This window comes from Pseudomonas saxonica, assembly GCF_007858365.1.
Lineage (GTDB): Bacteria > Pseudomonadota > Gammaproteobacteria > Pseudomonadales > Pseudomonadaceae > Aquipseudomonas > Aquipseudomonas saxonica.
In genome coordinates this window covers 1,431,268-1,454,642 of the sequence record NZ_VFIO01000001.1, presented here as the reverse complement: position 1 = coordinate 1,454,642, position 23,375 = coordinate 1,431,268, and the positions used below count along the sequence as shown (strand labels likewise).

At 57.8% G+C, this 23,375-nt stretch carries 20 protein-coding genes; 18 read left to right on the top strand and 2 right to left on the bottom strand.

The window, feature by feature from the left end; translation table 11 throughout:
* Positions 1-7 precede the first annotated feature (7 nt).
* From tssC to FJD38_RS06665, 17 genes are all read left to right on the top strand, one after another.
* The gene (tssC, locus tag FJD38_RS06745) at positions 8-1,483 is read left to right on the top strand and encodes a type VI secretion system contractile sheath large subunit (RefSeq protein WP_122782040.1); all 1,476 of its coding nucleotides are present in this window, start codon (positions 8-10) and stop codon (positions 1,481-1,483) included.
* A gap of 12 nt (positions 1,484-1,495) precedes the next feature.
* Complete coding sequence (gene tssE / locus FJD38_RS06740) at positions 1,496-1,903, top strand: type VI secretion system baseplate subunit TssE (protein WP_122782039.1); 408 nt, start codon at positions 1,496-1,498, stop codon at positions 1,901-1,903.
* 55 nt (positions 1,904-1,958) lie between these two features.
* The gene (gene tssF / locus FJD38_RS06735; protein ID WP_146384512.1) at positions 1,959-3,746 is read left to right on the top strand and encodes a type VI secretion system baseplate subunit TssF; all 1,788 of its coding nucleotides are present in this window, start codon (positions 1,959-1,961) and stop codon (positions 3,744-3,746) included.
* On the top strand, positions 3,710-4,717 hold the full coding sequence (gene tssG, locus FJD38_RS06730; RefSeq protein WP_122782037.1) for a type VI secretion system baseplate subunit TssG: 1,008 nt from the start codon (positions 3,710-3,712) through the stop codon (positions 4,715-4,717). Before tssF ends, tssG begins: the two co-directional genes overlap by 37 nt.
* Before the next feature lie 6 nt (positions 4,718-4,723).
* A complete protein-coding gene (gene tssH, locus FJD38_RS06725) occupies positions 4,724-7,318 on the top strand; it encodes a type VI secretion system ATPase TssH (protein WP_167654234.1) in 2,595 nt (864 codons plus the stop codon).
* 10 nt (positions 7,319-7,328) lie between these two features.
* On the top strand, positions 7,329-8,843 hold the full coding sequence (locus tag FJD38_RS06720) for a sigma-54 interaction domain-containing protein (RefSeq protein ID WP_146384508.1): 1,515 nt from the start codon (positions 7,329-7,331) through the stop codon (positions 8,841-8,843).
* A gap of 85 nt (positions 8,844-8,928) precedes the next feature.
* Complete coding sequence (locus FJD38_RS06715) at positions 8,929-9,069, top strand: type VI secretion protein (RefSeq protein ID WP_122782034.1); 141 nt, start codon at positions 8,929-8,931, stop codon at positions 9,067-9,069.
* A gap of 17 nt (positions 9,070-9,086) precedes the next feature.
* Positions 9,087-10,286 (top strand): type VI secretion system-associated FHA domain protein TagH, encoded by a 1,200-nt coding sequence (gene tagH, locus FJD38_RS06710; protein ID WP_146384506.1) that lies wholly within the window; start codon positions 9,087-9,089, stop codon positions 10,284-10,286.
* On the top strand, positions 10,283-10,786 hold the full coding sequence (gene tssJ / locus FJD38_RS06705; RefSeq protein WP_208727492.1) for a type VI secretion system lipoprotein TssJ: 504 nt from the start codon (positions 10,283-10,285) through the stop codon (positions 10,784-10,786). The genes tagH and tssJ overlap by 4 nt, the downstream gene beginning before the upstream one ends.
* Before the next feature lie 2 nt (positions 10,787-10,788).
* Positions 10,789-12,120 carry a type VI secretion system baseplate subunit TssK gene (gene tssK / locus FJD38_RS06700; RefSeq protein ID WP_122782031.1) on the top strand — a complete coding sequence of 444 codons (1,332 nt, stop codon included), beginning with the start codon at positions 10,789-10,791 and terminating at the stop codon, positions 12,118-12,120.
* A 5-nt stretch (positions 12,121-12,125) separates the two neighbouring features.
* On the top strand, positions 12,126-13,022 hold the full coding sequence (icmH, locus tag FJD38_RS06695; protein ID WP_146384504.1) for a type IVB secretion system protein IcmH/DotU: 897 nt from the start codon (positions 12,126-12,128) through the stop codon (positions 13,020-13,022).
* A 12-nt stretch (positions 13,023-13,034) separates the two neighbouring features.
* Entirely contained in the window at positions 13,035-16,565 is a 3,531-nt protein-coding gene (tssM, locus tag FJD38_RS06690; RefSeq protein WP_146384502.1) for a type VI secretion system membrane subunit TssM, read from the top strand.
* Positions 16,565-17,293 carry a PP2C family protein-serine/threonine phosphatase gene (locus FJD38_RS06685; protein ID WP_146384500.1) on the top strand — a complete coding sequence of 243 codons (729 nt, stop codon included), beginning with the start codon at positions 16,565-16,567 and terminating at the stop codon, positions 17,291-17,293. Before tssM ends, FJD38_RS06685 begins: the two co-directional genes overlap by 1 nt.
* Positions 17,290-18,159, top strand: a complete 870-nt coding sequence (locus FJD38_RS06680) for a serine/threonine-protein kinase (RefSeq protein ID WP_146384498.1) — start codon at positions 17,290-17,292, stop codon at positions 18,157-18,159. Before FJD38_RS06685 ends, FJD38_RS06680 begins: the two co-directional genes overlap by 4 nt.
* A gap of 95 nt (positions 18,160-18,254) precedes the next feature.
* Complete coding sequence (locus FJD38_RS06675) at positions 18,255-19,034, top strand: acetoin reductase (protein ID WP_122782028.1); 780 nt, start codon at positions 18,255-18,257, stop codon at positions 19,032-19,034.
* A gap of 225 nt (positions 19,035-19,259) precedes the next feature.
* Complete coding sequence (locus FJD38_RS06670) at positions 19,260-19,526, top strand: helix-turn-helix domain-containing protein (protein ID WP_146384496.1); 267 nt, start codon at positions 19,260-19,262, stop codon at positions 19,524-19,526.
* Entirely contained in the window at positions 19,523-20,860 is a 1,338-nt protein-coding gene (locus FJD38_RS06665) for a type II toxin-antitoxin system HipA family toxin (protein WP_146384494.1), read from the top strand. Before FJD38_RS06670 ends, FJD38_RS06665 begins: the two co-directional genes overlap by 4 nt.
* Positions 20,861-20,916: 56 nt before the next feature.
* Here the strand turns inward: FJD38_RS06665 and FJD38_RS06660 are convergent, their stop codons facing one another.
* Both FJD38_RS06660 and FJD38_RS06655 read right to left on the bottom strand, forming a co-directional pair.
* Positions 20,917-21,267: a DUF6124 family protein gene (locus FJD38_RS06660; RefSeq protein ID WP_122782027.1), complete on the bottom strand. Its 351-nt coding sequence runs from the start codon at positions 21,265-21,267 to the stop codon at positions 20,917-20,919.
* 433 nt (positions 21,268-21,700) lie between these two features.
* On the bottom strand, positions 21,701-22,639 hold the full coding sequence (locus FJD38_RS06655) for a hypothetical protein (RefSeq protein ID WP_146384492.1): 939 nt from the start codon (positions 22,637-22,639) through the stop codon (positions 21,701-21,703).
* Between the two features lie 309 nt (positions 22,640-22,948).
* Between FJD38_RS06655 and FJD38_RS24440 the strand changes: the two genes are divergently transcribed.
* Entirely contained in the window at positions 22,949-23,299 is a 351-nt protein-coding gene (locus FJD38_RS24440) for a hypothetical protein (protein WP_158637851.1), read from the top strand.
* Positions 23,300-23,375 lie beyond the last annotated feature (76 nt).

The window sequence follows — 23,375 nt, the reverse complement described above, 5'->3', positions numbered from 1 at the left end:
TCACTTTATGAGCACCCGTGCCACCCAGCAAACTGACAATCAAAGCGTGTCGCACAGCGTCCTTGACGACATCATCGCGCAAACCCGACTCACTCCCGAAGACGATGCCTATGACATTGCCAAGCGCGGCGTGGCGGCGTTTATCGAAGAGCTGCTCAAGCCACATAACAAGGGCGAGCCGGTCAAGAAGGCCATGGTTGATCGCATGATCGCAGAGATCGATGCAAAGCTAAGCCTGCAGATGGACGAAATTCTCCATCACCCGGCGTTCCAGTCGCTGGAATCGGCGTGGCGTGGCCTGCAGTTGTTGGTCGATCGCACCAACTTCCGTGAAAACATCAAGATCGAAATTCTCAACGTCTCCAAAGAAGACCTGCTGGACGATTTTGAAGACTCCCCCGAAGTCATGCAGTCGGGCCTCTACAAACATATTTATACCGCTGAATACGGCCAGTTCGGTGGCGAGCCGGTGGGCGCGATTATCGCCAACTACTACATGACCCCCAGCTCTCCCGACGTGAAGCTCATGCAGTACGTGTCCAGTGTGGCGTGCATGTCTCATGCGCCGTTCATTGCCGCTGCCGGGCCGAAATTCTTCGGCATTGAAAGCTTCACCGGCATGCCCAACCTCAAAGACCTGAAAGACCATTTTGCCGGGCCGCATTTTGCCAAATGGCAGAGCTTTCGTGAGTCCGAAGATGCTCGCTACATGGCCCTCACGGTTCCGCGCTTTCTGTTGCGCAACCCTTACGACCCTGAAGAAAACCCGGTCAAGACCTTCGTCTACAAAGAAACCGTTGCCAACAGCCATGAGCATTACCTGTGGGGCAACACCGCGTACACCTTCGCGTCCAGGCTGACCGACAGTTTCGCCAAGTTCCGCTGGTGCCCGAACATCATCGGCCCGCAAAGCGGCGGGGCGGTCGAAGACCTGCCGTTGCACCACTTCGAAAGCATGGGCGAAATCGAAACCAAAATACCCACCGAAGTCCTGGTGTCCGACCGCCGTGAATACGAGTTGGCCGAGGAAGGTTTTATTTCCCTGACCATGCGTAAAGGCAGTGACAACGCCGCGTTCTTCTCGGCCAGCTCAGTGCAAAAACCCAAGAACTTCGGCATCAGTGCAGAAGGCAAAGAGGCCGAGTTGAACTACAAGCTCGGCACTCAACTGCCTTACATGATGATCATCAACCGGCTGGCGCATTACTTGAAAGTCTTGCAGCGCGAGCAGTTGGGTTCGTGGAAGGAGCGTTCCGATCTTGAGCTGGAACTCAACAAATGGATCCGTCAGTACGTCGCCGATCAAGAGAACCCGGGCGCTGAAGTGCGTGGTCGCCGTCCGTTGCGTGCCGCACAGATCACCGTCAGCGACGTAGAAGGCGAACCTGGCTGGTACCGCGTGAGCCTCAACGTGCGCCCACATTTCAAGTACATGGGCGCTGACTTCACCTTGTCGCTGGTTGGCAAGCTGGACAAAGAGTAAGGGGAGCCGCTCATGACTGGATACGGCAGCCTTTTCGAGCGCCTGGGCGACGACGCGCACACCCGCAGCACCCTGCGTCGGGAAGACAGCGTCCTGGCGTCCGTGGCTGCCCATCTGGCCAAGATGCTCAGCACTCGAGCGGGCAGCGTGCAAACGCTGCCCGACTACGGGTTGCCCGACCTTAACGACATGCGCCTGAGCCTGCATGACTCGCTGGCTCAGGCACGTCAGGCCATCGAATCATTCATCGCCCGCTACGAACCGCGCCTCAGTCAGGTGCAGGTCAAGCCTCTGGCTAAAGGCGACAGCGAGCTCAAGCTGTCCTTCAGCATTGAAGGCTGGCTGCAAGTTGAAGGGTTCAAGCGCCATGTCGGTTTCACGGCAGAGCTCAATGGCAGTGGCGAGGTCAAGGTCACGTGAAGCTCTGTGAAGGTTTTTCAATGTCTGTAGCAGCCGACTATTAACAGGTAACGCCGTGTCCTTTAACCATTACTACCAAAGCGAACTGACTGCACTGCGTCAGTTGGGAAGCCTTTTTGCCGAGCGTAGCCCGGCGTTGGCGCCGTTTTTGGGGCAGGCGGGGCGCGACCCGGATGTCGAACGGCTGCTGGAAGGTTTTGCGTTTTTGACCGGGCGTCTGCGTCAAAAGCTGGATGACGAGTTGCCTGAGCTGAGCCATTCACTGATGCAGTTGCTATGGCCCAATTACATGCGCCCGCTGCCGGCATTCAGCATGTTGCAATTTCAACCGCTCCAACGCCCTGGTCCTGCATTGCTCGTCGAGCGCGAAACCCGCGTGGAGAGCAAGCCTGTAGAGGGGGTGAACTGTCAGTTCAGAACCTGCTACCCGACCGAGATATTGCCCTTGCAGCTGGTTGAGCTCAAACACTCGGTCAAAGGTGAAGGCTCGATGTTAAGCCTGCGTCTGGACATGACCTGTGACGGTCATTTGGGCGAACTGAAGCTAAGCCGCTTGCGCTTGCATCTGGCGGGCGAGCGATACATCAGTCAAATGCTCTACCTCGGATTATTACGCCATCTGCACGACATTGTGCTGGTGCCCCTGGATGCCCAAGGGAAGGGATTGACTGACGCGGACAACTCTCCGCTGACCTTCACGCTTGGCCCTGAGCGTGTTCAGCCTGTGGGGTTTGCCGAAGAAGAAGCACTGATTCCTTACCCACTGAATACGTTTCGCGGTTATCGCTATTTGCAGGAGTACTTCGCCTTTCAGGACAAGTTTCTGTTTGTCGACCTGGACGGGTTGGACCGGCTGGCGACCCTGTCTGAAGACAACCTGCAAAAGGTGCGCGGGCTGGAGCTGCGTTTCGATATTCGCAAAAGCAGCACCCAGCGCCTGCAGCCCACCCTGCAAAACGTAAAGTTGTACTGCACACCCATCGTCAACCTCTTTACCCACGATGCGATGCCGACCCGCCTGGATGGCAAGCAGGACGAATACCTGCTGATGCCTTCACGCTTGGGGCTAGAGCATTGCGGTGTGTTCTCGGTCGACAAGGTGACAGGCTGGAAAGTCGCTGGCAGCGGTTTGCAGGACTATGTGCCGTTCGAGTCCTTTGAGCACGACCCCAGTTTTGACGTGCTCAAAAAACAGGCCCATTACAGCGTGCGCCAGCGCACGGCACTGCTGCATGAGGGGCTCGACACCTACCTGAGCTTTGGCGCCCGCCAGCCTGAAGAAAGCGAAACCCTTTCCATAGAGCTGACCTGCACCAACCAGAACCTGCCCAGAAGCTTGAACCCGGGTGATATCTGCCTGGCCAGCCCGGGTACGCCCGAATACCTGGAGTTCAGCAATATCACCGTAGTCACGGCCAGCTATGCGCCGCCGCTGACCCGTGACTTCCTCTGGAAGCTGATCAGCAACATGTCCCTTAACTACTTGTCGCTGGCCAACGTGGATGCCTTGAAGGTGATTCTCGAAACCTACGACTTGCCACGTTACTACGACGAGCACGCCGAGCGAGTCAGTAAGCGCCTGCTCGGCGGCCTCCAGTCGATTCGTCACGAACACGTTGACCGGCTGCATCGCGGCTTGCCGCTGCGGGGCCTGCGTACCGAGCTGATCATCGACCCGCAAGGCTACATCGGTGAAGGCGACCTGTTCGTTTTTGCGTCGGTGCTTAACGAGTTTTTTGCGCTCTACGCCAGCCTCAATTCGTACCACGAACTGAGGGTCAAGAGCACCCAAGGAGAAACGTACCAATGGACACCGCGCATGGGTCTACAGCCCCTGCTCTAAGCGGGCTGGCCCAGAGCATTCGCGAGTACTCGCTGTTTCAATCGGTGCTGCTGGTCATTGACCGGCTGCGCGATGGCGACCCCGATATCTCTGAGGACGAGCTTTACGAGCGCGTGGAATTTACCGCAAATCCAAGCCTCGGTTTTGCCGGCAGCGACGTTGACCGTGTCGAGTTTTTTACCGAACGCGGGCAAACCCGTGCGCGACTGCGCTTCAACTTGATGGGCCTGGTGGGCGCCGGCTCGCCCTTGCCCGTGTTCTATTGCGAGCAGGCGCTGGGTGACAGTGATGACGGCAATCCAACCCGCGTGTTTATGGATCTGTTCAACCATCGCTTACAGCGGCTCATGCTGCCGATTTGGCGCAAATACCGCTACCGCGCCCGCTTTCAAAAGGGCGCGACGGACCCCTTTTCCAGTCAGCTGTTTGCCCTCATTGGTTTGGGTGGCGAGACCATCCGTGATGCCGAGGAACTGAACTGGCGACGCTTGTTGCCGTACCTGGGTTTGCTGAGTTTGCGCGCGCATTCCGCAGCCCTGATCGAATCGGTGCTGCGCTACTACTTCAAACACGCCGAGTTGACCATCGAGCAATGCATCGAACGGCGCGTGAACATTCTGCAAGAGCAGCGCAACCGCTTGGGCATTGCCAATCACCAGTTCAGCGAGAGCCTGGTGCTGGGTGAGCGAGTACGCGATTGCAGCGGCAAGTTCCGCATTCATATCCGCCAACTGTCGTGGGAACGTTTTCACGAATTGCTGCCGATTGGTACGGGTTACCAACCGCTGTGCGCGCTGGTGCGTTTCACCCTGCGAGATCCGCTGGATTACGACATTCGGCTGGTACTGCGACATGAAGAAATTCGCGAATTGCGCATTGCCGAACTCAGCCCCTGCCGCCTTGGCTGGACCAGTTGGCTGGGCCGTGAACAGGCCGACGGCGTCGTCACCCTTGCCAGCAAAATTCATTAAGGAACCATGGCCATGATCAATGTAGACCTGCAACAACTGATACAGGCACTGGACGCACCAACCCGGCGTGATCTGGAAGGCTGCGCCGAACGTTGTGTTGCCCGGGGTGCCAATAAAATTCTGGTGGAAGACCTTCTGCTGGCGTTGCTCGAACGCCCGCAAGGGCTGCTGGCAAGGGCAATGCTGGATTCCGATATTGATGCCGGTCAGTTGAGCGCAGCGTTGCAGTCGGACGCAGAGAGCAATCCGTCACGCAACCCGGTATTCGCCCCGGAGTTGGTGCAGTGGTTACAGGACGCCTTGCTGGTGGCCAGCCTTGAGCTGGGCCAAAGTCAGGTTGATCAGGCAGCACTGATTTTGGCGTTGTTACGCAACCCTTTGCGCTACGCAGGCAGCCGCTATCAAGTGCTGCTGGCGAAGCTGGATATCGAACGGTTGAAAGGCTTTGCGCTGTCACAGCAAGACACGCCGGCCAACGGCAAGCCGGCTGCTGCGGGTGAATCGTTGCTCGCTCGTTTTACCCATAACCTCACCGAACAGGCGCGGGCAGGCCAGCTTGACCCGGTGCTGTGTCGTGACGATGCGATTCGCCAGATGATCGACATACTGGCCCGTCGGCGTAAAAACAACCCGATTGTGGTGGGCGAGGCGGGCGTGGGTAAAACCGCGATTGTCGAAGGCCTGGCTTCTCGTATTGCCGCGGGTGAAGTGCCTGCTGTGCTGCAAGGCGTTGAATTACTCTCCCTGGACATGGGCCTGCTGCAAGCCGGGGCCAGCGTCAAAGGGGAGTTTGAACGTCGCCTCAAAGGCGTGATCGACGAGGTCAAGGCTTCGCCCAAACCCATCATTCTGTTTATCGACGAAGCCCACACCCTGATTGGTGCCGGGGGCAACGTGGGCGGCTCGGATGCCGCCAACCTGCTCAAACCGGCGCTGGCGCGTGGCGAATTGCGCACGATCGCAGCCACGACGTGGGGCGAGTACAAAAAATACTTCGAAAAAGACCCGGCACTGGCCCGGCGTTTTCAGCCAGTGCAACTGCATGAGCCGACAGTCGGTGAGGCCGTGACCATTCTGCGAGGTCTGGCGCAAGTTTACGAAAAGAGCCACGGCATCTATCTGCGTGATGACGCCGTGGTCGCGGCCGCCGAGTTGTCTGCGCGCTATCTGGCAGGTCGTCAACTGCCCGACAAAGCTGTGGACGTGCTCGACACCGCCTGCGCCCGAGTGCGAATCAGCCTGGCGGCCGCCCCGGAACGCCTGGAACGCTTACGCGGTGAACTGGCCGAGGGCGGTCGGCAGCAACAGGCCATGCAACGTGATGCCGACGCGGGGTTGCTCATCGACCAGGCAGTACTGGCTGCGTTGGTAGAGCGGCTGGACGAGGCTGAGAGCGAGCGTGCCGCACTAGAAGTGCGTTGGGACGAACAGCGCACGCTGGCGCAAAGGCTTCTGAGCTTGCGTCAGAAAGTGGCCGAGGCCCGCGACGCGTCGCAAATAGAAGCCTGCGAAACCCTTGCAGGCCTCGAAACCGAGCTTAACGAAACCCACCGTGCGCTGAGCGACGCCCACGGTATCGATCGGCTGGTGAGCTTCGAAGTGTGCCCGCGTCTGGTCGCCGAGGTCATCAGCGCCTGGACCGGTGTGCCGCTCAGCCAATTGGCGCGGGAACACAGCAGCAAGGTCGCCAGCTTTGGTAGCGACTTGCGCAACCGTATCAGGGGGCAGGAGCAGGCCGTGCAGGCGCTGGACCGCTCAATGCGCGCCACGGCCGCGGGCCTCAATAAACCGGATGCCCCGGTCGGGGTGTTCCTGCTGGTCGGCCCCAGCGGGGTCGGCAAGACCGAAACCGCGCTGGCGTTGGCCGACCTGCTGTACGGCGGCGAGCGGTTTATCACCACCATCAACATGTCCGAATTTCAGGAAAAACACACCGTCTCGCGGCTGATCGGCGCCCCTCCCGGATACGTGGGTTATGGCGAGGGTGGCATGCTCACCGAAGCCGTGCGCCAGAAGCCTTACTCCGTGGTGCTGCTCGATGAGGTCGAAAAAGCCGATCCCGATGTGCTCAACCTGTTCTATCAAATCTTCGACAAAGGCGTGGCCAATGATGGCGAGGGCCGGGAAATTGATTTTCGCAACACGCTGATCCTGATGACCTCCAATCTGGCCAGTGAGCGCATCAACACCCTGTGTGAAAACGGCGCCCGGCCGAGCGCCGAAACCCTGGAACAAAGCATCCGCCCAGTGCTCAACAACCATTTCAAACCAGCGTTGCTGGCCCGAATGCGCGTGGTGCCTTATTACCCGGTCAGTGGGCCTGTGTTGCGCGAGCTGGTTGAAATCAAACTCCAGCGCCTGGGCGAGCGCTTACAGCGGCGTCACTTGCAGTTCAGTCATTGCCAGGGGCTGGTCGACCATCTGGCCGAACGTTGCACGCAAAGTGACAGCGGTGCGCGCCTTATCGATTACCTGCTCGACGCCCATGTCCTGCCGTTGATTGCTGATCGCTTGCTGGAAGCCATGGCCAATGCTCAAACCTTGACCCGCGTGCACGTAACGCTGGACGCCATGGCCTCTGTGCAGTGTGAGTTTGCATAAGGTGGCGCAGATGTTCGCGCACGTCGCACAGCCGCTGGCGTATGCCGAGTTGCTGTTGCAACAGTTTGCCTGTGTGGCCAGAGCCGGCGACGCTGCGACAGCGGCCTCGGCGTGTGTGCGTGCCATCGCACCGCTTACCGGGTGTGAACTGGGCCAACTGTATGTGCTCGATGCTTCTCATAAGTGTCTGGAACGCCTGGCCGAGTGTTGTCAGGGGCAAGGCAGCGCTCAACCACGGCAGGCCGCCGGTGTGCCGGTTGATTACACCGGCGAGCAACTGCTGCAATTTGCCCTGTGCCAAAACCGGGTGGTGTGTATCGGCGATCTGAACGCGGGGGTCTACGACCTCGGCTTTTTACCCCAGCAAACCCAGCCCTGGCGCTCACTGCTGTGTATACCCCTGGTGAACGCTCACCACGCGGTTGAAGGCCTGTTGTTGGCGGCCAGTCACGAGGCGGTCGAACTTCAGGGGTATGCGCCATCGTTAGGCGCGCTGGGGGCGTTTGCCGTGATGCAACACCGCGTGCTGCAACAGGGTGTAAAGGTCCTCTTGCCACCTGAACGGAGCATTACGTCAACCGGGCTGGTGGGCAAAAGTGCAGTGATGCGCCGCACCTATGGCCTGATCAACAAAGTGATCCACAGCCCGTACACCGTGTTGCTATTGGGCGAAACCGGCACCGGCAAAGAAGTGATTGCGCGCACGATTCACGACAGCAGCACCCGCCGCAGTCAGCCCTTTGTTGTGCAGAACTGCGCAGCATTCCCTGAAAACCTGCTCGAAAGTGAGCTGTTTGGTTACCGCAAGGGCGCGTTTACCGGTGCAGACCGTGACCGTGTCGGACTATTTGACGCGGCCAGCGGTGGCACCTTGCTGCTGGACGAAATTGGTGACATGCCGTTGTCGCTGCAAGCCAAGTTACTGCGGGTGTTGCAGGAGGGTGAAATCAGGCCCTTGGGTTCCAACGAATCGCACAAGATCGATGTACGCATCATCGCGGCGACCCACCGCAACCTGACCGAACTGGTCAGCCAAGGCCAGTTTCGCGAAGACCTTTACTACCGCCTTGCGCAGTTCCCTATCGAATTGCCCGCCTTGCGTGAGCGTGAGGGCGACCTCCTTGAGCTGGCCCGGCACTTCGCTGACAAGGCGTGTCAGTTTTTGCAACGCAAGCCTGTGCTCTGGAGTGATGCGGCGCTGGCCCTGCTGGCGGGCTACGCCTTTCCCGGCAACGTTCGCGAGCTTAAAGGGCTGGTTGAGCGGGCTGTTCTGCTGTGTGACGGCAGCGAGTTACAGGCAGAGCATTTCTCATTGCGCAGAGATGTCAGCCCTGTCCCCCTCCACTTGAGCCTGCGAGCGCGAATGGAGCACGTAGAGCGCGGGCTGTTACTCGACTGTTTGCGCAAGCACGCCGGCAACCAGACCCGCGCCGCTCACGAACTGGGCGTGGCGCGACGCACGCTGCTGTATCGACTGGAGCGCCTGAACATCGTGCCGGATGACTTTAAGGCGATGGCCTCGTGATGCCCTCTGACTGCTTTATGCCTTTGCCCGCAAGGCCCTCGACGGGTCAAGCCGAGGCCCTGATCACCCCCTGGAGACTTCCCCTATGACTGCTCGTCACTGGTACGCCGTCCTGCTGACCCTCGCCGTGCTGTGTGGTGCGAGCGGCTGTGGTGGCAATTACAAATTCAACGACAACAGCTATCGCCCATTGGGTGATCCGCAGGCGGTCAATCGCGGCAAATGACCGCAAGGAGTCTGAACATGGAATTGATTTTTGAGCTGCTGAGCCATCCGTCACTCACTGCCACGCAGGAGATGCGCAAACGCTTTGACGAGAAGGGCGGGGTGATAGGACGCAATGCCGATTGCACCTGGCAGGTGGTCGATGGCGAGCAAAAAGTATCCAAATACCACGTCACAATCAGCTATCTGGACGGTGCGTTCTTTATCACCGACACCAGTACCAACGGTGTAGAGGTCAATGGAACGGGAACCTACCTGGTCCGTGACAAGCCCGAGCGAATTGGGCACGGCACCCGCTACTCTCTTGACCGGTTCGTCATCCGTGCTGACCTGCCACAAGAGTTGCAACGTGCATTACTGCTCGCCAGGGAGCCCCAACCCGCGGGCATAAAAATCCCGGACGATGCGTTTATGGGCGGCACCTTGCTTGATCCGCTAGAGCCTGAGGTACTGAATTACTCAGTGTTCGATGTCACGCAGAGCGACAACACTCCGGCGTCAATGGACCTTCAGTTCACCGATCGCGCGCCTCTGGATTTCGAAAATCTCAGCGTGCCGCAATTGGTAGAAGCTACTCAGGCACCCACCCCGCAGCCTGAATGCGAACCGCAAGCCCCTGACATGGATGGCTTCTGGGCCGAATTCGGAGCAGCACTGGGTGTTGATGTACTGGCAATGGAGCAAGCCGGGCGTGAGGCACTGGCCATTAAGGCCGCCACTGTGCTTAAACAAACGGTTGCCGGTTTACAGCAAAGTCTGTGGACCCGCAGCGAGCTGAAAAATCAGCTTCGGTTGGCCCGTACGGTTATTCCCGGTACCCGGCACAACCCGCTTACGTCGACCCATGACGCTGGCGAAGCCTTAGAACTGCTGCTGGCGCCCCACAAGGCTCATCAACTCTCGGCTGAACAAGTGGTATGGCGCGCATTCCGTGACCTGCAGGCGCATCAGGTCGCGCTGCTCAGTGCCAGCCGCGCAGCGGTGCGCGCCAGCCTTGAACATTTCTCGCCCCAACAACTGACCTTGCGTCAGGAGCGCGACGGGCATCAGCCCTGGTTCGCCACCTCTGGCAGCCGCTGGCGCGCATTCAGTCGTTATCACCAGGCATTGCAACAAGACGACGACTGGTGTGAACGCATGTTGGCCCGCGATTTTGCGCAAGCCTACGAAGAACAGGTGCGGCTGATTACGACCCTTCACAACGACACTCAAGGATGATGCGCATGCCATGCCCACCTCTTTATCTCAAGGCCATGCTGGCTTTTGCCGTACTGCTGCTCACTGGCTGCACGGCGCTGTCGCCTTACTCCAGTGTGACCAAACTCAACCTCGGTTTAAGCGCCAGCGATCAGGTCAACCCTGACCTCAATGGGCGCCCGTCACCGGTGGTGGTTCGGTTGTTCGAGCTCAAACACCCGGTCGCCTTCGAGAATGCCGACTTCTTCAGCCTTTATGAGCGCGCTAAAGAGTCACTGGCCCCCGACCTGGTGACCAGTGAAGAGCTGGAGCTACGCCCTGGGCAAACAGTGCAGCTCAAACTCAGTGTTGAGCCCGGCAGTCGCTATGTCGGCGTACTGGCCGCTTACCGCGACCTGCCTCAAAGCCAATGGCGCTATGTCATACCGCTCACTGCGATGGCCCTGACTGAATCGAATCTGGTGCTCGACCAGACCGGGATTCGCAGTGCCGACCCCGCCCATGAGCAGGGAGGTAACTGAGCATGACGACTCATAAAGTGCTGTGGCTGGAAGGCATGTTGTTGCGCCCCCAACACTTTCAGCACAGCGATCGTTATTACGATCAACAAATGAAAACGCGAACCCGATTATTGGGGCGTTACACCTGGGGGTTCTTGAGTCTGGAGGTCGACGAGCAGTTTCTCAATATGGGTAAGCTGGTCGTTAGCCAAGCGTCAGGCGTGCTGCCCGATGGCAGCTTGTTCGACCTGGGCGGCAGCTCCGAACTTCTGGCTCTGGATATACCGCCTAATACGGGTAAAACCGCCGTTTACCTGGCACTGCCGCTGGTTACCGGTAACCACATCGAAGCGCGGCGCAAGGACCAGGTCGACGTACTGGCGCGTTATGTCGCGTATGAAACCGAAGTCAGCGACTCCAACGCAGGCGAAAACGCCAACAGCCAAGTCAGTTGCGCCCGTCCTGACTTTCGCTTGCTGCTGGGTGAGCAGCAAAGCGATCAGGCCTGCGTCAAATTGCAACTGTGTCGAATTTTAGGCACCAACAGCGACGGCGCCATCAGCCTTGACGCTCAATTCGTACCGACCTTTATCCACAGCCATGCGTCGAGTTACGTACTGTCTTGTTTGAAAGAAGTCATCGGCATGCTGAGCCTGCGGGGTGACACGCTGGCGGCGCGTATTCGCTCAAATGGCAAGGTCGGCGGGGCTGAAGTCGGTGACTTCATGATGCTGCAACTGATCAACCGAACGGAGTTGGTGCTTCTGCATTATCTGGATCTGGAACAACTGCACCCGGAAGAATTGTATTGCGCCTTGCTGGCGATGCTGGGGGAGTTGGCCACCTTTGCCAATGACAGCAAGCGACCGCAACTTGCGAGCAAATATCAGCACAGCAATCAGGGTGAAAGCTTTCGCGAGTTGATGGAGGCCATTCGCCAGGTGCTGTCGATGGTGCTTGAGCAACATGCCAACGAGCTGAAACTGGAAGCACGTCAATACGGCATTCTCGTCTCGCAAATGAGTGACCACAACGCCCTCGCGCTCACCACCTATGTGCTGGTGGCAAAAGCCAATTGTGACAGCGAAGAACTGCGCCACCGCTTGCCGGCGCATCTCAAAGTCGGGCCGGTCGAAGGCATCCGTCAGTTGGTCAACCTGCACCTGCCAGGCTTCAAGGTAAAACCCTTGGCGGTGGCCCCCCGGCAAATCCCGTTCAACTCCGCCAAAACCTACTTCAGCCTTGAACTCAGCGCCGATGACGTGACGCAGATGGAGCGCTCCGGTGGTTTTGCGTTCCATGTGTCGGGCGAGTTTTCAGAGCTTGAACTGCAATTCTGGTCCATCAGGAATTAATCGCCATGAGCAAAGATACCCCCATGGAAGATGAAAAAACGGTACTGGCGGCCAAACACCGTCCTGGTGCGGACACGCTGGCCAAGCAACCGGCCATGATCGACGGGCCCGTTCTGACTGATCAATCACCGCCACCGACCATTGAAAAGCTTGAAGACCGAATGATCTTTTCCGCCCGTTTGCAGGCTGCGGGCACCTTCAATGTGAGCCTCAATCCGCTGGTGGCCGCGGCCAGTGGCTTGTTGTCTTGCGTGGTCGGCCTCAAGCACAGCGAAGTAGCGCCCGGCATCCCGGAGCTGCGTGAGCAGCTAATTAATGACCTCAACGCATTTGTACAAGAGGCTCTCTACAACGGTGTGGACTACGACCTGGCCATGAAAGCCCGGTATGTGATGAGCACGGTGCTTGATGAAACGGTCGTGACCACCCCGTGGGGTTACGAAAGCGAATGGTCACAGCACACCCTGCTCAGCAGCCTGCACAACGAAACCTTTGGGGGAGAAAAGGTCTTCCACGTACTGGAGCAACTGTGCCGTAACCCGGTGGTCAACCTCTCGCTGCTGGAGCTGATCTACCTGTGCCTGTCGCTGGGGTTTCAGGGCAAATACCGAGTGGTCAATCACGGCACCTCCGAGCTCGACTCCATTCGTGATGCCCTGTACCGACAAATTCGTCACTTGCGCGGCGATGTGCCTCGAGAGCTTTCGCCCCATTGGCAAGGGCTCACTGATCGACGTCACCGGTTTATCCGCAGTGTGCCCGGCTGGGTGCTGGGCACACTCACGGTGGGATGCCTGTTGGTGATGTTCTCAGGCTTTGCCTGGGTGCTGGGTGAGCAACGCGAGGCGGTATTGCGACCGTATGAGCAGCTCGAATCTTCGGTTGTTCAGCAGCAGTCGTAAAAGGGATATGTGATGAAAAACAGTTTAAAAAAAGTGGCTGCCTTTATGCGTCAAACCTGGGTCTGGACTCTGGCGCTGCTGCTGACCATTGCTCTGCTGGTGTGGTGGGTCGGCCCGCTATTGGCGGTCAACGACCATAAATTCTGGGCCGATTCCAATGCCCGGCTGCTGAGTATCAGTGCGCTGTGCCTTCTATGGGGCCTGATGATGGTCTTCGTCAGCTGGCGCGCGGGGGTACGCAAAAAAGAGCGCGAAGACAGTGAACTGGGTAAAGCCCGTGAGCTTAAAGACGCGAAGCTGGAGACCACCCAGAAAGAACTGCGGCAACGCTTCAAAGAGGCCCTGCGTACGCTCAGCACCTCCAGCGTGTACCGCGGGCGCAGTGAACGCTGGCGAGATGAGTTGCCCTGGTACTTGGTGATCGGCCCGACTTCCAGCGGTAAAACCAGCTTGCTGGACTTCTCGGGCCTGGATTTTCCGCTGAACAAGATCGACCGCAAACTCACCCGCGACATGAACGGTACTGCGCATTGCGACTGGTACTTTGGCGAGCATGGCGTGCTGATAGACACTGCCGGGCGCTATCTGGAGCAAAATGAACCCGACATTGACGCCAGCAACTGGCGCACCTTGCTGGAGCTATTGCGTAGCCGCCGACGAGCGCGGCCGTTGAACGGTGTGTTGGTCACGGTGCCGGTCGAGTGCCTGTTTCCGGTCAATGAAACGATCATGTCAGGACTGGGCGATGTGGTGCGCAACCGCCTGCAAGAGATTCATCAAATTCTGCATGTTGATGTGCCGGTGTATCTGGTGTTGAGCAAGGCCGACAGTTTGATCGGCTTCAGTGAATTTTTTGACCAGATGACCCGTGAAGAGAGTGATCAGGTGTTCGGTGCCAGTTTTGGCAAAGACCAGACCGGCTCCGACGTATCCATTTTGCGCACCGAGTTTGACGCGCTGTTGGGCCGGCTTACGGGGCAGGTCATCTCGCGTATGCATCAGGAGCGCGACACTCACCGTCGAGCGCGCATTCTCGATTTCCCTCATCAGTTGGGGGCCATTGGCGAGCGCCTTTGTGTCTTTGTCGACACTGCATTTACCGGTAATCGTTATCAGCGCGCCAGCCCGTTGCGCGGCTTTTACCTCACCAGCGCCCCCCATGTAAAACGAGAGGCGCAGCCCGAAACCAAGAAGCTGAGCGAGTCTTTAGGGATCAAGGCACACGCCTTGCCGGTTCTGCACAGCGGTCGCTCGCACTTTATCCATCACCTGCTGAGTCGAGTGATTTTCCCGGAAGCCCAATTGGCCAGTCTGGACAAGCGTGAGCGGCGACGTATTCAGTGGACACAGCGCTCAATGTACGTGGGTGCCTTGTCAGTGCTGGGGGTGATGGGGCTGGTGTGGGCGCAGAGCTTTGCGGCCAATCATGAGCGTCTGGATACACTGCGCGAGCTGGCTCAGCAGCTTAATAAACAGCGTTCGTTGCTGAGCCCGCGTGACGACAGTGCCGCGGTGCTGAGCATGCTCGACACCCAATTTGCGGCCTCGCAGGTATTTCCCTCAACACTGGATGTGGGGCTGTTCGAACGCACCGGCTTGTATCAGGGCGGCGCCAGCAACCCTCTGCTTGAACAGGCCTACCAACACCAACTGCAAGCCCAGTTATTACCACGGGTCGCTCAACAGCTGGAAAGCCAGATCCGCGCGAATTTAGGGGATCGAGCACGGTTGCTGAACAGCCTGCGCGCCTACCTGATGTTGGGCGAGGCTGATCGTCGCGACAACGCCTGGCTCAAGACCTGGGTGGCCACTGACTGGTCAGCCCGCTACCCCGGCAACACGTCGGTGCAGAACGGTTTGAGCCAGCACTTCGACCGCCTGCTGGCTCTGCCATTCAACTATCCACTTAACCAGCCACTGATTGCCAAGGCCCGTCAGGTGCTGCGTAGCGAATCACTGGCCTCGGTCGTTTACCGAATGTTGCGCGAACAGGCAGACGGGTTGGCGCCCTATAGCTTCGATCAACACCTTGGCCCGCAAAGTCAGGTATTTAATGGCGCCGACTACGTGATTCCGGGGTTCTATACCCAGCAAGGTTATCAACAGTACTTTTCGGTTAAGGGCGCCGCCCTGGTCAGTGACATCCTGCGGGACAACTGGGTGCTGGGCGAGGGCAATACCCTCAGCGCCATGGACATGCGCAAGCTGATGGTTGAGCTGGAACAACTGTACTTCCGTGACTACGCCACACAGTGGGGCGAAGCCATCGGGCAACTGACCCTGCAGCCTTTCACGGCAGCGAGCGAAGGCGCCGATCAGCTTGCAGCGCTGACCTCTGCCAATTCGGCCATCGTGCAATTGCTGATCGAAGTGCGTGAAAATACTCGCTTCCCAAGCTTCATTGATGAGCTACCGGTACCCACCGAGGGCGACGAAACGGGGGCCGCTAAAAAACTCGGCGCACTGGCGGGTACCGCAACAGCAACCATAGCCAAAGCGGCGGATACCTTGGCCGCCAAGCTGCCGGATAACGCCAAGCAAGCCCTGCAGCGACGGTTCGAACCGCTGCACCGTTTGCTTGACGAAAACAATGCACCGACTGCCACCCTCACGGCAGCCCTGCAAGGGCTCAACGACGTGCAGCAGCAACTGGCCAGTCTGGCCCGCGCCAGCGCACCCGATCAGGCGGCCTTCGACATGGCCAAATTGCGCATGGGCGGTCAGCGCGACGCGCTCAGTCATTTGCGTCAGGCCGCACAACGACTGCCGCGTCCGCTCAGCGGCTGGTTCGAAGGTGTCGCTGAAGACACCTGGAGCCTGGAACTGGACAACGCCTACCACTTCATCAACCAGCGGTATCAGCGTGAGCTGTACAGTTTTTACGACCGCGCAATCAAGCAGCGCTATCCCTTCAGTGCCCACAGCAGCAGCGATGTGGCCCTGAATGACTTCCGCGAGTTTTTTCGGGCCCAAGGGCTTAGCGAGCGTTTTTTTGACAGCTACATGCGCCCGTTCGTCAGCGGTGAGGCGGGTAACTACCGGCTGCGCAGCATTGATGGGCGGAGTTTGCCAGTGTCCAAGGCTTACTTTGATCAAGTGGCCGCCGCGCAAGTCATACGCCAGGGCTTCTTCGCCCAGAACCCGGCAGAACCCCTCGTACAATTTACCCTTGAGCCTTACAGCCTTGACCCCGCCGTCAGCCGTGCGGAGTTGCGTTTTGGTAACCAGTCGCTTGATTACCGCCACGGGCCGATAGTGCCCATCACCTTGCAATGGCCCACGGAGGCTGAAAACGGTCGCAGCAGTCTGGTACTCGACAAAATGTCCGGCCGCCCGGTCGGCATCGAAAAAAGCACCGGGCCGTGGTCCTTATTTCGCTTGCTGGACTTGATGACCGTTGAGTACCTCAGCGGTCGCGATGTGATGGTGCTCAAAGCGGACGTGGGCGGCATGCGGGCCAACTACCTGCTAATGAGTCAACGCACGCCTAACCCGTTTGACCTGAGCGTATTGCGTAGTTTCCGTTTGCCCGAGCAACTGTAATGGGCGAAAACGCGCAATGGCGCAGCGCCGCGGGCACCGATCCGGGCAAGGTGCGTACCCGTAACGAAGACGCCACCCTTGATTGCCCGCAGCTTGGGTTATGGGCGGTGGCGGATGGTATGGGCGGTCATCGGGCGGGCGACATTGCCAGCCAGATGATCGTCAACAGCCTGGCCGAGTTGAACCAGCCGCAGACCTTTGATCAACGGCTACTGGCCGTGCGCAAATGCCTGCACTGGCTTAACCGCCGTTTTAGTCAGGAGCTGACGGTCAGCGATCAGAACGGCGACAACATCATGGGCAGCACCGTGGTCGCCTTGTTGCTTGAAGGCAACCGCGCTGCCTGTGTCTGGGCGGGCGATAGCCGGTGTTACCTGTGGCGTCGGCAACAGCTGTACACCCTGTCGCGCGATCATTCATTGCAGCAGCAATTGATGGACGAACAGCATATGACCCAGGAGCAAGCGCTGGCCCAGCCGGGTTCCCGGGCTTTGACCCGGGCAATTGGTGCGTGCGAGCGACTGCGCCTGGGCGTGCTGGAACTGGAAGTGCAGCCAAACGATGTGTTTTTGCTGTGCAGCGATGGTCTCTATCAAGAGTTGAGCCATCGTGAAATGGGCAACGCACTCAGCCTCATTTCACCCCAGGCGGCGCTTGCGCGATTACTCGACGGCGCCTTGAGCGGGGCGGCACGTGACAACGTGAGTGCCGTGGTGATTCGTCAATGACAGCGTCCTTGCCCGAGGTATTGAGCGGGCGTTATCGGATTGAACGGTTATTGGGCGCGGGAGGCATGAGCACGGTCTATCGTGCCCGTGACCTGCTGCATGAACAGTTCGCGGATCCACACCCCTGTGTGGCCCTGAAAATCCTCAGCGACGACCTCAGCCAATCCCCCGACGCCAGTGCTGTGCTGTTCAACGAATACGCGCTGATCCGCCACTTGCGTCATCCCAATATCCTGCGCATGTACAGCTTCAATGTAGACACCGCACACCAGCGAGTCTTCATCGTCATGGAGCTGTTACAGGGCCCCACCCTTGACCGATTACTGTGTGAGCGGCCTCTGGGTTTGCCTTGGCAGGAACTGCGCGAAATCGCCCTGCCACTGCTCGACGCGCTGGCGCATAGCCACGCGTCGGGCATCCTTCATGGCGACATAAAGCCCAGCAATATTTTGCTCAGCGAAGAGGGCGTGCGCCTGTTCGACTTCGGCCTTGGGCAGGCTGAAGCGGGGCGGCTGGACGGTTTGGCCGCGATCAGTCGTCAGCGCATGAATGCCTGGACACCCGGCTACGCCGCGCCGGAAATCCTCGAAGGTAGCGCCCTGACCCGCACAGCAGACGTGTACGCAATGGCTTGCGTCATCTACGAACTGGCGAGTGGTAAACACCCGTTCAACCGCATGCTGTCGACGAAGGCCCGCGACCAGCGGCCTGCGCTGCCCCTCAAAAAACCCAAGCGCCTGCCAGCTCGCGTGTGGCGTGCAGTGCGTAAAGGCCTCACCTTCGACCCGGCTAAACGCACCGTCAGTGCTGCCCAATTGCGCGCGGTCGTCGCCGCCCGGCAAACACCTTGGTGGTGGCCCGGTTAGACCCGGGGAGTGCCTTGCATCAATGGGCATTGTGCGCAGTGGTCTATGGTTAAGGCCGCTGGACGCAGACCCCCCTCGTTGAAAGGAGCCAACACATGAAGCTTTCAGGAAAGATTGCATTAGTCACAGGTGCGGCACAGGGCATTGGTCGTGGTATTGCACTGCGCCTTGCCAAGGATGGCGCCGATATTGCGCTGGTCGACCTTAACCTTGAAAAACTTGGCCAGGTCGCCGAAGAAATCAAAGCATTAGGGCGCAACTACACCGTATTTGCGGCCGATGTGGGTGATCGCGATCAAGTATTTTCGGCGGTTGACTACGCCCACAACCAGCTCGGCGGGCTGGACATCATGGTCAACAATGCGGGCATCTGTCAGGTCAAACCCCTGATGGACGTCACCCAGCAAGACATTGAGCACATCTACCGCATCAACGTGCAGGGCACCTTGTGGGGCATACAGGCCGCGGCAGAAAAATTTCAGGCGCTTAAACGCAAAGGCAAAATCATCAACGCCTGCTCCATTGCCGGTCATGAAGGTTATGCCCTGCTGGGGGTTTACTCCTCCACCAAATTTGCCGTACGCGCCTTGACCCAAGCGGCGGCCAAGGAACTGGCGATGCACGGCATCACCGTCAACGCCTACTGTCCGGGCGTCGTAGGGACTGACATGTGGGTGGAAATCGACAAACGCATGGCCGAAGTGACGGGCGCCCCGATTGGCGCGACCTACGAAAAATTCGTCAGCGGCATTCTGCTGGGGCGTGCGGAAACGCCGGAAGACGTTGCGGCATTTGTTTCCTACCTGGCCAGCCCGGACGCGGACTACATGACCGGTCAAGCCCCCTTGATTGATGGCGGGATGGTGTTCCGTTAAGGGATAAGACACAAATAACGCGCCTGCTTGCACTCAGGCGCGTGCTGCTTGGCGATTGATGCTTACAGGCTACAAAAGGTAGTTATAAAAGGTTTTTTGATGCTTCTGGGCTACAAGTGTTGCCTTCAAATGAGCAAGATCAAATCTGACCAGCTCTGGCAATATTGTGTCCTTAGGGCTACATTAATAACAGATTCAGGAGTTATTGATGCTTGAGGGCTACAAATGAGCACCTTGTATGATGTGGCTGAAATGTTGAAAGAGGCCCGTGCCGAATCACGCTTGAGCCAACACGCATTGGCCAGCCGTGCAGGCGTATCCCGCTCGACAGTGGCGCGCATGGAAACCCTTGCCAAGGGCGATATGAGCGTTTCGGCTCTGGTTCGTTTACTGGAGGCGGCGGGCTATGACTTGAAACTGGTTAGAGCCGGCCATGAGCGAACAGTCGAGGACATCTTGACTGAGCAGCGATCTGGAATATACAGGCCATGATTCTTGATGTGCAGGTCAGTGGCACTACTGTCGCCCAGCTTTATCGCGAGCGTGATGACTATGTGCTGAAATACCTCCCCGCTGCCACAGCGCAAGATTTTGTCAGCTTGACGTTGCCTGTTCGAGACGAACCATGGCGTTGGCCGCGTGATCTTTTTCCCTTCTTTCGGCAGAATTTGCCTGAAGGATATTTGCTTGGGGTTATCCGCGAAGAGTTCGGGGCATTACTGGATGGCACTGACTTATCCCTGCTAGCCGTGATCGGTGGCTCGGGTATTGGGCGGGTGACAATTACACCTGAGGGGCAGGTTCCCGGCATTGAAACTGAACCACTGGAGATAGGGCACCTGCTGACTGCAGAAAACACGGATGAACACTTTGCGACCTTGGTACGCCGTTACGCACGTGCAGCAATTTCTGGTGTAGTGCCCAAGTTCATTGCGCGGGATGCCAGCAAAACAGCACTGCCTTTGGGTAAGCCGACCCTGCGAACCGACTTGCACATCATCAAAGGATCCGATGAAACGACGCCCTACCTGGGCTTCAACGAGTTTTATACGCTGCGTGTGCTGGAGCGGCTGAACGTCGTGCCGGTAGCAACCAGCCGGATGTCCGAGGATGGCCGAGTGCTGGTGGTGGATCGGTTCGATGTCGATGAGCAGGGTTTACCACGTTGCGGTCTTGAAGACGCTTGCGGACTATTGGGCTTGCCTCCCCATGAGAAATACGCGACTACCACGGAGCGAGTTTGGAACGCCACTCGGGCCTATCTGCCTGCAGAGTCACTTCGTCAGCAGCGAGTGCATTTAGGGTGGCATCTGCTGGCCAACTACGTCGTGCGCAATGCTGACTGTCATGCCAAAAACATCGCGCTCTATTACACCTCGCGAGCAGATGTAGGATTTACTCCGATCTTCGATTTGGTAACTACCCAAGCCTACCCGCGCTTTGCCAGTAACCCACCGGGATTATCCGTGGGCTGGCGGCAAATCTGGACGCCGGGACGCACGCTTGAAACCTTTTTCAATAGTCGTCTGGGTATCTCACCCCGTCAGTACTCGGCCATGGTCGAGCAACTGTGCGAGTCAGCAATTGTTGTAGGCAAGGAAGTGATCGAAGCGGCGAAAAACGAACCCGCATGGCGTGACGTAGCCAAGCACATGGTGCATGCCTGGAACGACGGGATGGAGTCGCTACGCAGTTCGCGCGCCGCGCCCCATTTGCGAGGGCTGGACACGGCCATTACAGACGCGGGTTTTTCAGGCCCCAGAGCTCCGGAAAGTGGGCGGGTTCAAATAGGTCGTTCACCCTTGCTGGCGCCACCGAAACGCTGAACAGAGGGTGCGATAGAGAACTATGACGCGCCTGCTTGCACTCAGGCGCGTGCTGCTTAGTGCATCGTTAAACCGTCCAGCGACTTGTCGACATACGCTTTGGCCAGCTCCACCAAGTGCACAACCGACAACACCAGGTCGCGCGGCAACCCGCTCAAACCATTCCCCGCCTCACACGCTGAAGCACCCGCACAGCGCAACAAGTCTGACGCTTGGGCCAAAGCCGCTTCTAAATTGACACTGTCCGGGATGGCATACGTCACCGTGCTTACCGGCCGTGGAGGTCTGTGGTCGAGCAAGTAATAATCGAGCGCGCGATCGGCGGCAGCGCGGTCCAACGACTGTGCATCGCACTGAGCAGCATCGTGCAGGGTGAAGGAGGGCGGATCGGGGGTGATTCTTTTCATGGCGATTAATCCGAGGCATTTTTAGGAGCTGTTACCTGTCGCGACTAAACGAAGGGGTGGCAGCCGTACGCAGGTTAGTCGACCGGTGCACTCGGAACCCGGCGCGCCCGAAGGCGCCCTACGCACGGCCACCATAACGCGGGGCCGAAAAAAAGCGCCTCGCGGAGGTGGCGCCTTGCGCCGAGTACTGCATCGGGCGACTAAACCCGATCGCTGATTGTGCAGCGATGGGCCGAGACTATGCCCCGAAATGAGCGGGCGCAAGGGAACGGGATTTTCTCGGATGTTTCACGTGATTGAAAGGGAAACGTCGTACGAAACGGCTGATTTTAAAGGCGTGAAACACACCCCTTCGTAGCAGCGGACGAGTAACACGAGGCCGCGTTCGGCCGCGCAGCGGCCGCAAAACCGTCCAGCGCGGAGGTTGAGTCGACTACATAAATTGTCGACCCAGCGTGGCCCGTACGCGCTGTGCAACAGCCGGGTCAACCTTGGCATTGTCGAGAATAAAACTGCATCGACCTACAATCGCAAACTCACGGATCATATTGATTTCAAACCCGCAAAAGTTGAAGTTTAAAACCACGCAAGACACCTCATCGGTTAAGTGAGGCTTGAGCAAAGTCATCTTGTCTTCAATCGTCTCGGCGATATCCGCCTCTATTTGCCTGTAGAGATTTTCCGCGACCTCATCTTCATCGGGAGGCGGCTTGAGATACGGCCGCACCCCGGCCTGATCGTGAATATAGGCCGTATGCTTAACGTCCAGTATCTCAGTCACATCGATATACACCACCCCATTGGCGGCTTCACCGGCTTCCTGTTTTTGTAACTGTTCGATGGCCTTTTTAAAACGCCGCACCAGTAACTCCGGCGACTGAATGCGCTTGCATTCAATGGCCAGCGCCAAGTCGGTGACGATGATGTCGGTACGCTTCGACACGTCGATACGGTGGGCCTGCGCGGCATAGCTGGAGGCAATGCCCAGCTCGAACATATAGTTGCGATCCTGATCCTTGCCCGGCGTGTCATTTTCATGGCTGAAGTTAATGCCGTACATGGCAGCATGTAATGTCTTATTGAATTGGGTCGAGGCCTGCTGTTCTTTAAGTTGCTCACTGCACTTCACCACGTGATGCATTTCAGACACTGCATGCAAGAACTCAAACATCTTCGGGCCGTATGAACCACGGACAGCGTCATAGTTCTTGATGACCTCCCGGTAGTACGGAATACGGCCTTTGACCTTCAGCCCACGGCTTTCCAGCCATTCGCAACTCTCTTGCGCACGGGCCAAAAAAAGCGGAAGGCAATCGGGGCGGCTGTAAGGCGCTACGTTAACGAAGAAGGTTTCTATGAACATCTTATCCATAAGAATGTAGATATCTCGAAGCGGATAGTTTTATGACAGGCATTAAAAAGCCGGCTTGTGGTTAGCTTTTTATTGATCTATCTATTTGAAAAACAATGATTTAGCTATTTTAAACAGCGCCAAGATCCCCCACCTGCTCCCCCACTTTTTGCGGTTTTTAGCTGATTTTTTTCCGGCAAATGACCGGCTTTTTTGACCAGTTTTGATGATGTCTACACATGAGTTTGAGCTGTAGGAAGTGGACGTGACCGGATGGAATAGGCTAGGCGATTGTACGTTCCTCCATGTTCAGCTCCGGTCATGTTTCTGATGGCTACTCACTTGGGTGACATCAACGTCCAGGTATATGGGCGGGTCGCTGATGCCCGAGCTTTTACCTTGGAAAATTTAGCCCATGTCATCTATCAAGTCGATGACATGGGCGGCCAAGGATATGAAAAGCTGCAACGCGCTGGCATGTTGCCCCACAAAGGCGGCTGTGAACGTGCCGCAGTGGCTACCCTAGCTCAATGCTCGCCAAGTGACTGCGTCTGTCTGTTCCCAGACCTGACCTTGTTCGAAGTGAAGGTATGCGCGCCACCCTTCGATGTCTTTAAATGGCAGATCAAAGTCGACCTCAGCCACTGTCACGTGATTCCCAAAGTGCTCGAACAAGTATGAATTGAGCCCGTGAAAAAACATGTCCGGAAGCTTGGTGCTGCAGGTTATATAACACGATGTTCCGTTGGCGAAGAGG

Coding starts and splice junctions, on each gene's coding strand:
- tssC (WP_122782040.1), top strand. CDS start 8: ATGAGCACCCGTGCCACCCAGCAAACTGACAATCAAAGCGTGTCGCAC.
- tssE (WP_122782039.1), top strand. CDS start 1,496: ATGACTGGATACGGCAGCCTTTTCGAGCGCCTGGGCGACGACGCGCAC.
- tssG (WP_122782037.1), top strand. CDS start 3,710: ATGGACACCGCGCATGGGTCTACAGCCCCTGCTCTAAGCGGGCTGGCC.
- tssH (WP_167654234.1), top strand. CDS start 4,724: ATGGCCATGATCAATGTAGACCTGCAACAACTGATACAGGCACTGGAC.
- FJD38_RS06720 (WP_146384508.1), top strand. CDS start 7,329: ATGTTCGCGCACGTCGCACAGCCGCTGGCGTATGCCGAGTTGCTGTTG.
- FJD38_RS06715 (WP_122782034.1), top strand. CDS start 8,929: ATGACTGCTCGTCACTGGTACGCCGTCCTGCTGACCCTCGCCGTGCTG.
- tagH (WP_146384506.1), top strand. CDS start 9,087: ATGGAATTGATTTTTGAGCTGCTGAGCCATCCGTCACTCACTGCCACG.
- tssJ (WP_208727492.1), top strand. CDS start 10,283: ATGATGCGCATGCCATGCCCACCTCTTTATCTCAAGGCCATGCTGGCT.
- tssK (WP_122782031.1), top strand. CDS start 10,789: ATGACGACTCATAAAGTGCTGTGGCTGGAAGGCATGTTGTTGCGCCCC.
- icmH (WP_146384504.1), top strand. CDS start 12,126: ATGAGCAAAGATACCCCCATGGAAGATGAAAAAACGGTACTGGCGGCC.
- tssM (WP_146384502.1), top strand. CDS start 13,035: ATGAAAAACAGTTTAAAAAAAGTGGCTGCCTTTATGCGTCAAACCTGG.
- FJD38_RS06685 (WP_146384500.1), top strand. CDS start 16,565: ATGGGCGAAAACGCGCAATGGCGCAGCGCCGCGGGCACCGATCCGGGC.
- FJD38_RS06680 (WP_146384498.1), top strand. CDS start 17,290: ATGACAGCGTCCTTGCCCGAGGTATTGAGCGGGCGTTATCGGATTGAA.
- FJD38_RS06675 (WP_122782028.1), top strand. CDS start 18,255: ATGAAGCTTTCAGGAAAGATTGCATTAGTCACAGGTGCGGCACAGGGC.
- FJD38_RS06670 (WP_146384496.1), top strand. CDS start 19,260: ATGAGCACCTTGTATGATGTGGCTGAAATGTTGAAAGAGGCCCGTGCC.
- FJD38_RS06665 (WP_146384494.1), top strand. CDS start 19,523: ATGATTCTTGATGTGCAGGTCAGTGGCACTACTGTCGCCCAGCTTTAT.
- FJD38_RS06660 (WP_122782027.1), bottom strand. CDS start 21,267: ATGAAAAGAATCACCCCCGATCCGCCCTCCTTCACCCTGCACGATGCT.
- FJD38_RS06655 (WP_146384492.1), bottom strand. CDS start 22,639: ATGGATAAGATGTTCATAGAAACCTTCTTCGTTAACGTAGCGCCTTAC.
- FJD38_RS24440 (WP_158637851.1), top strand. CDS start 22,949: ATGGCTACTCACTTGGGTGACATCAACGTCCAGGTATATGGGCGGGTC.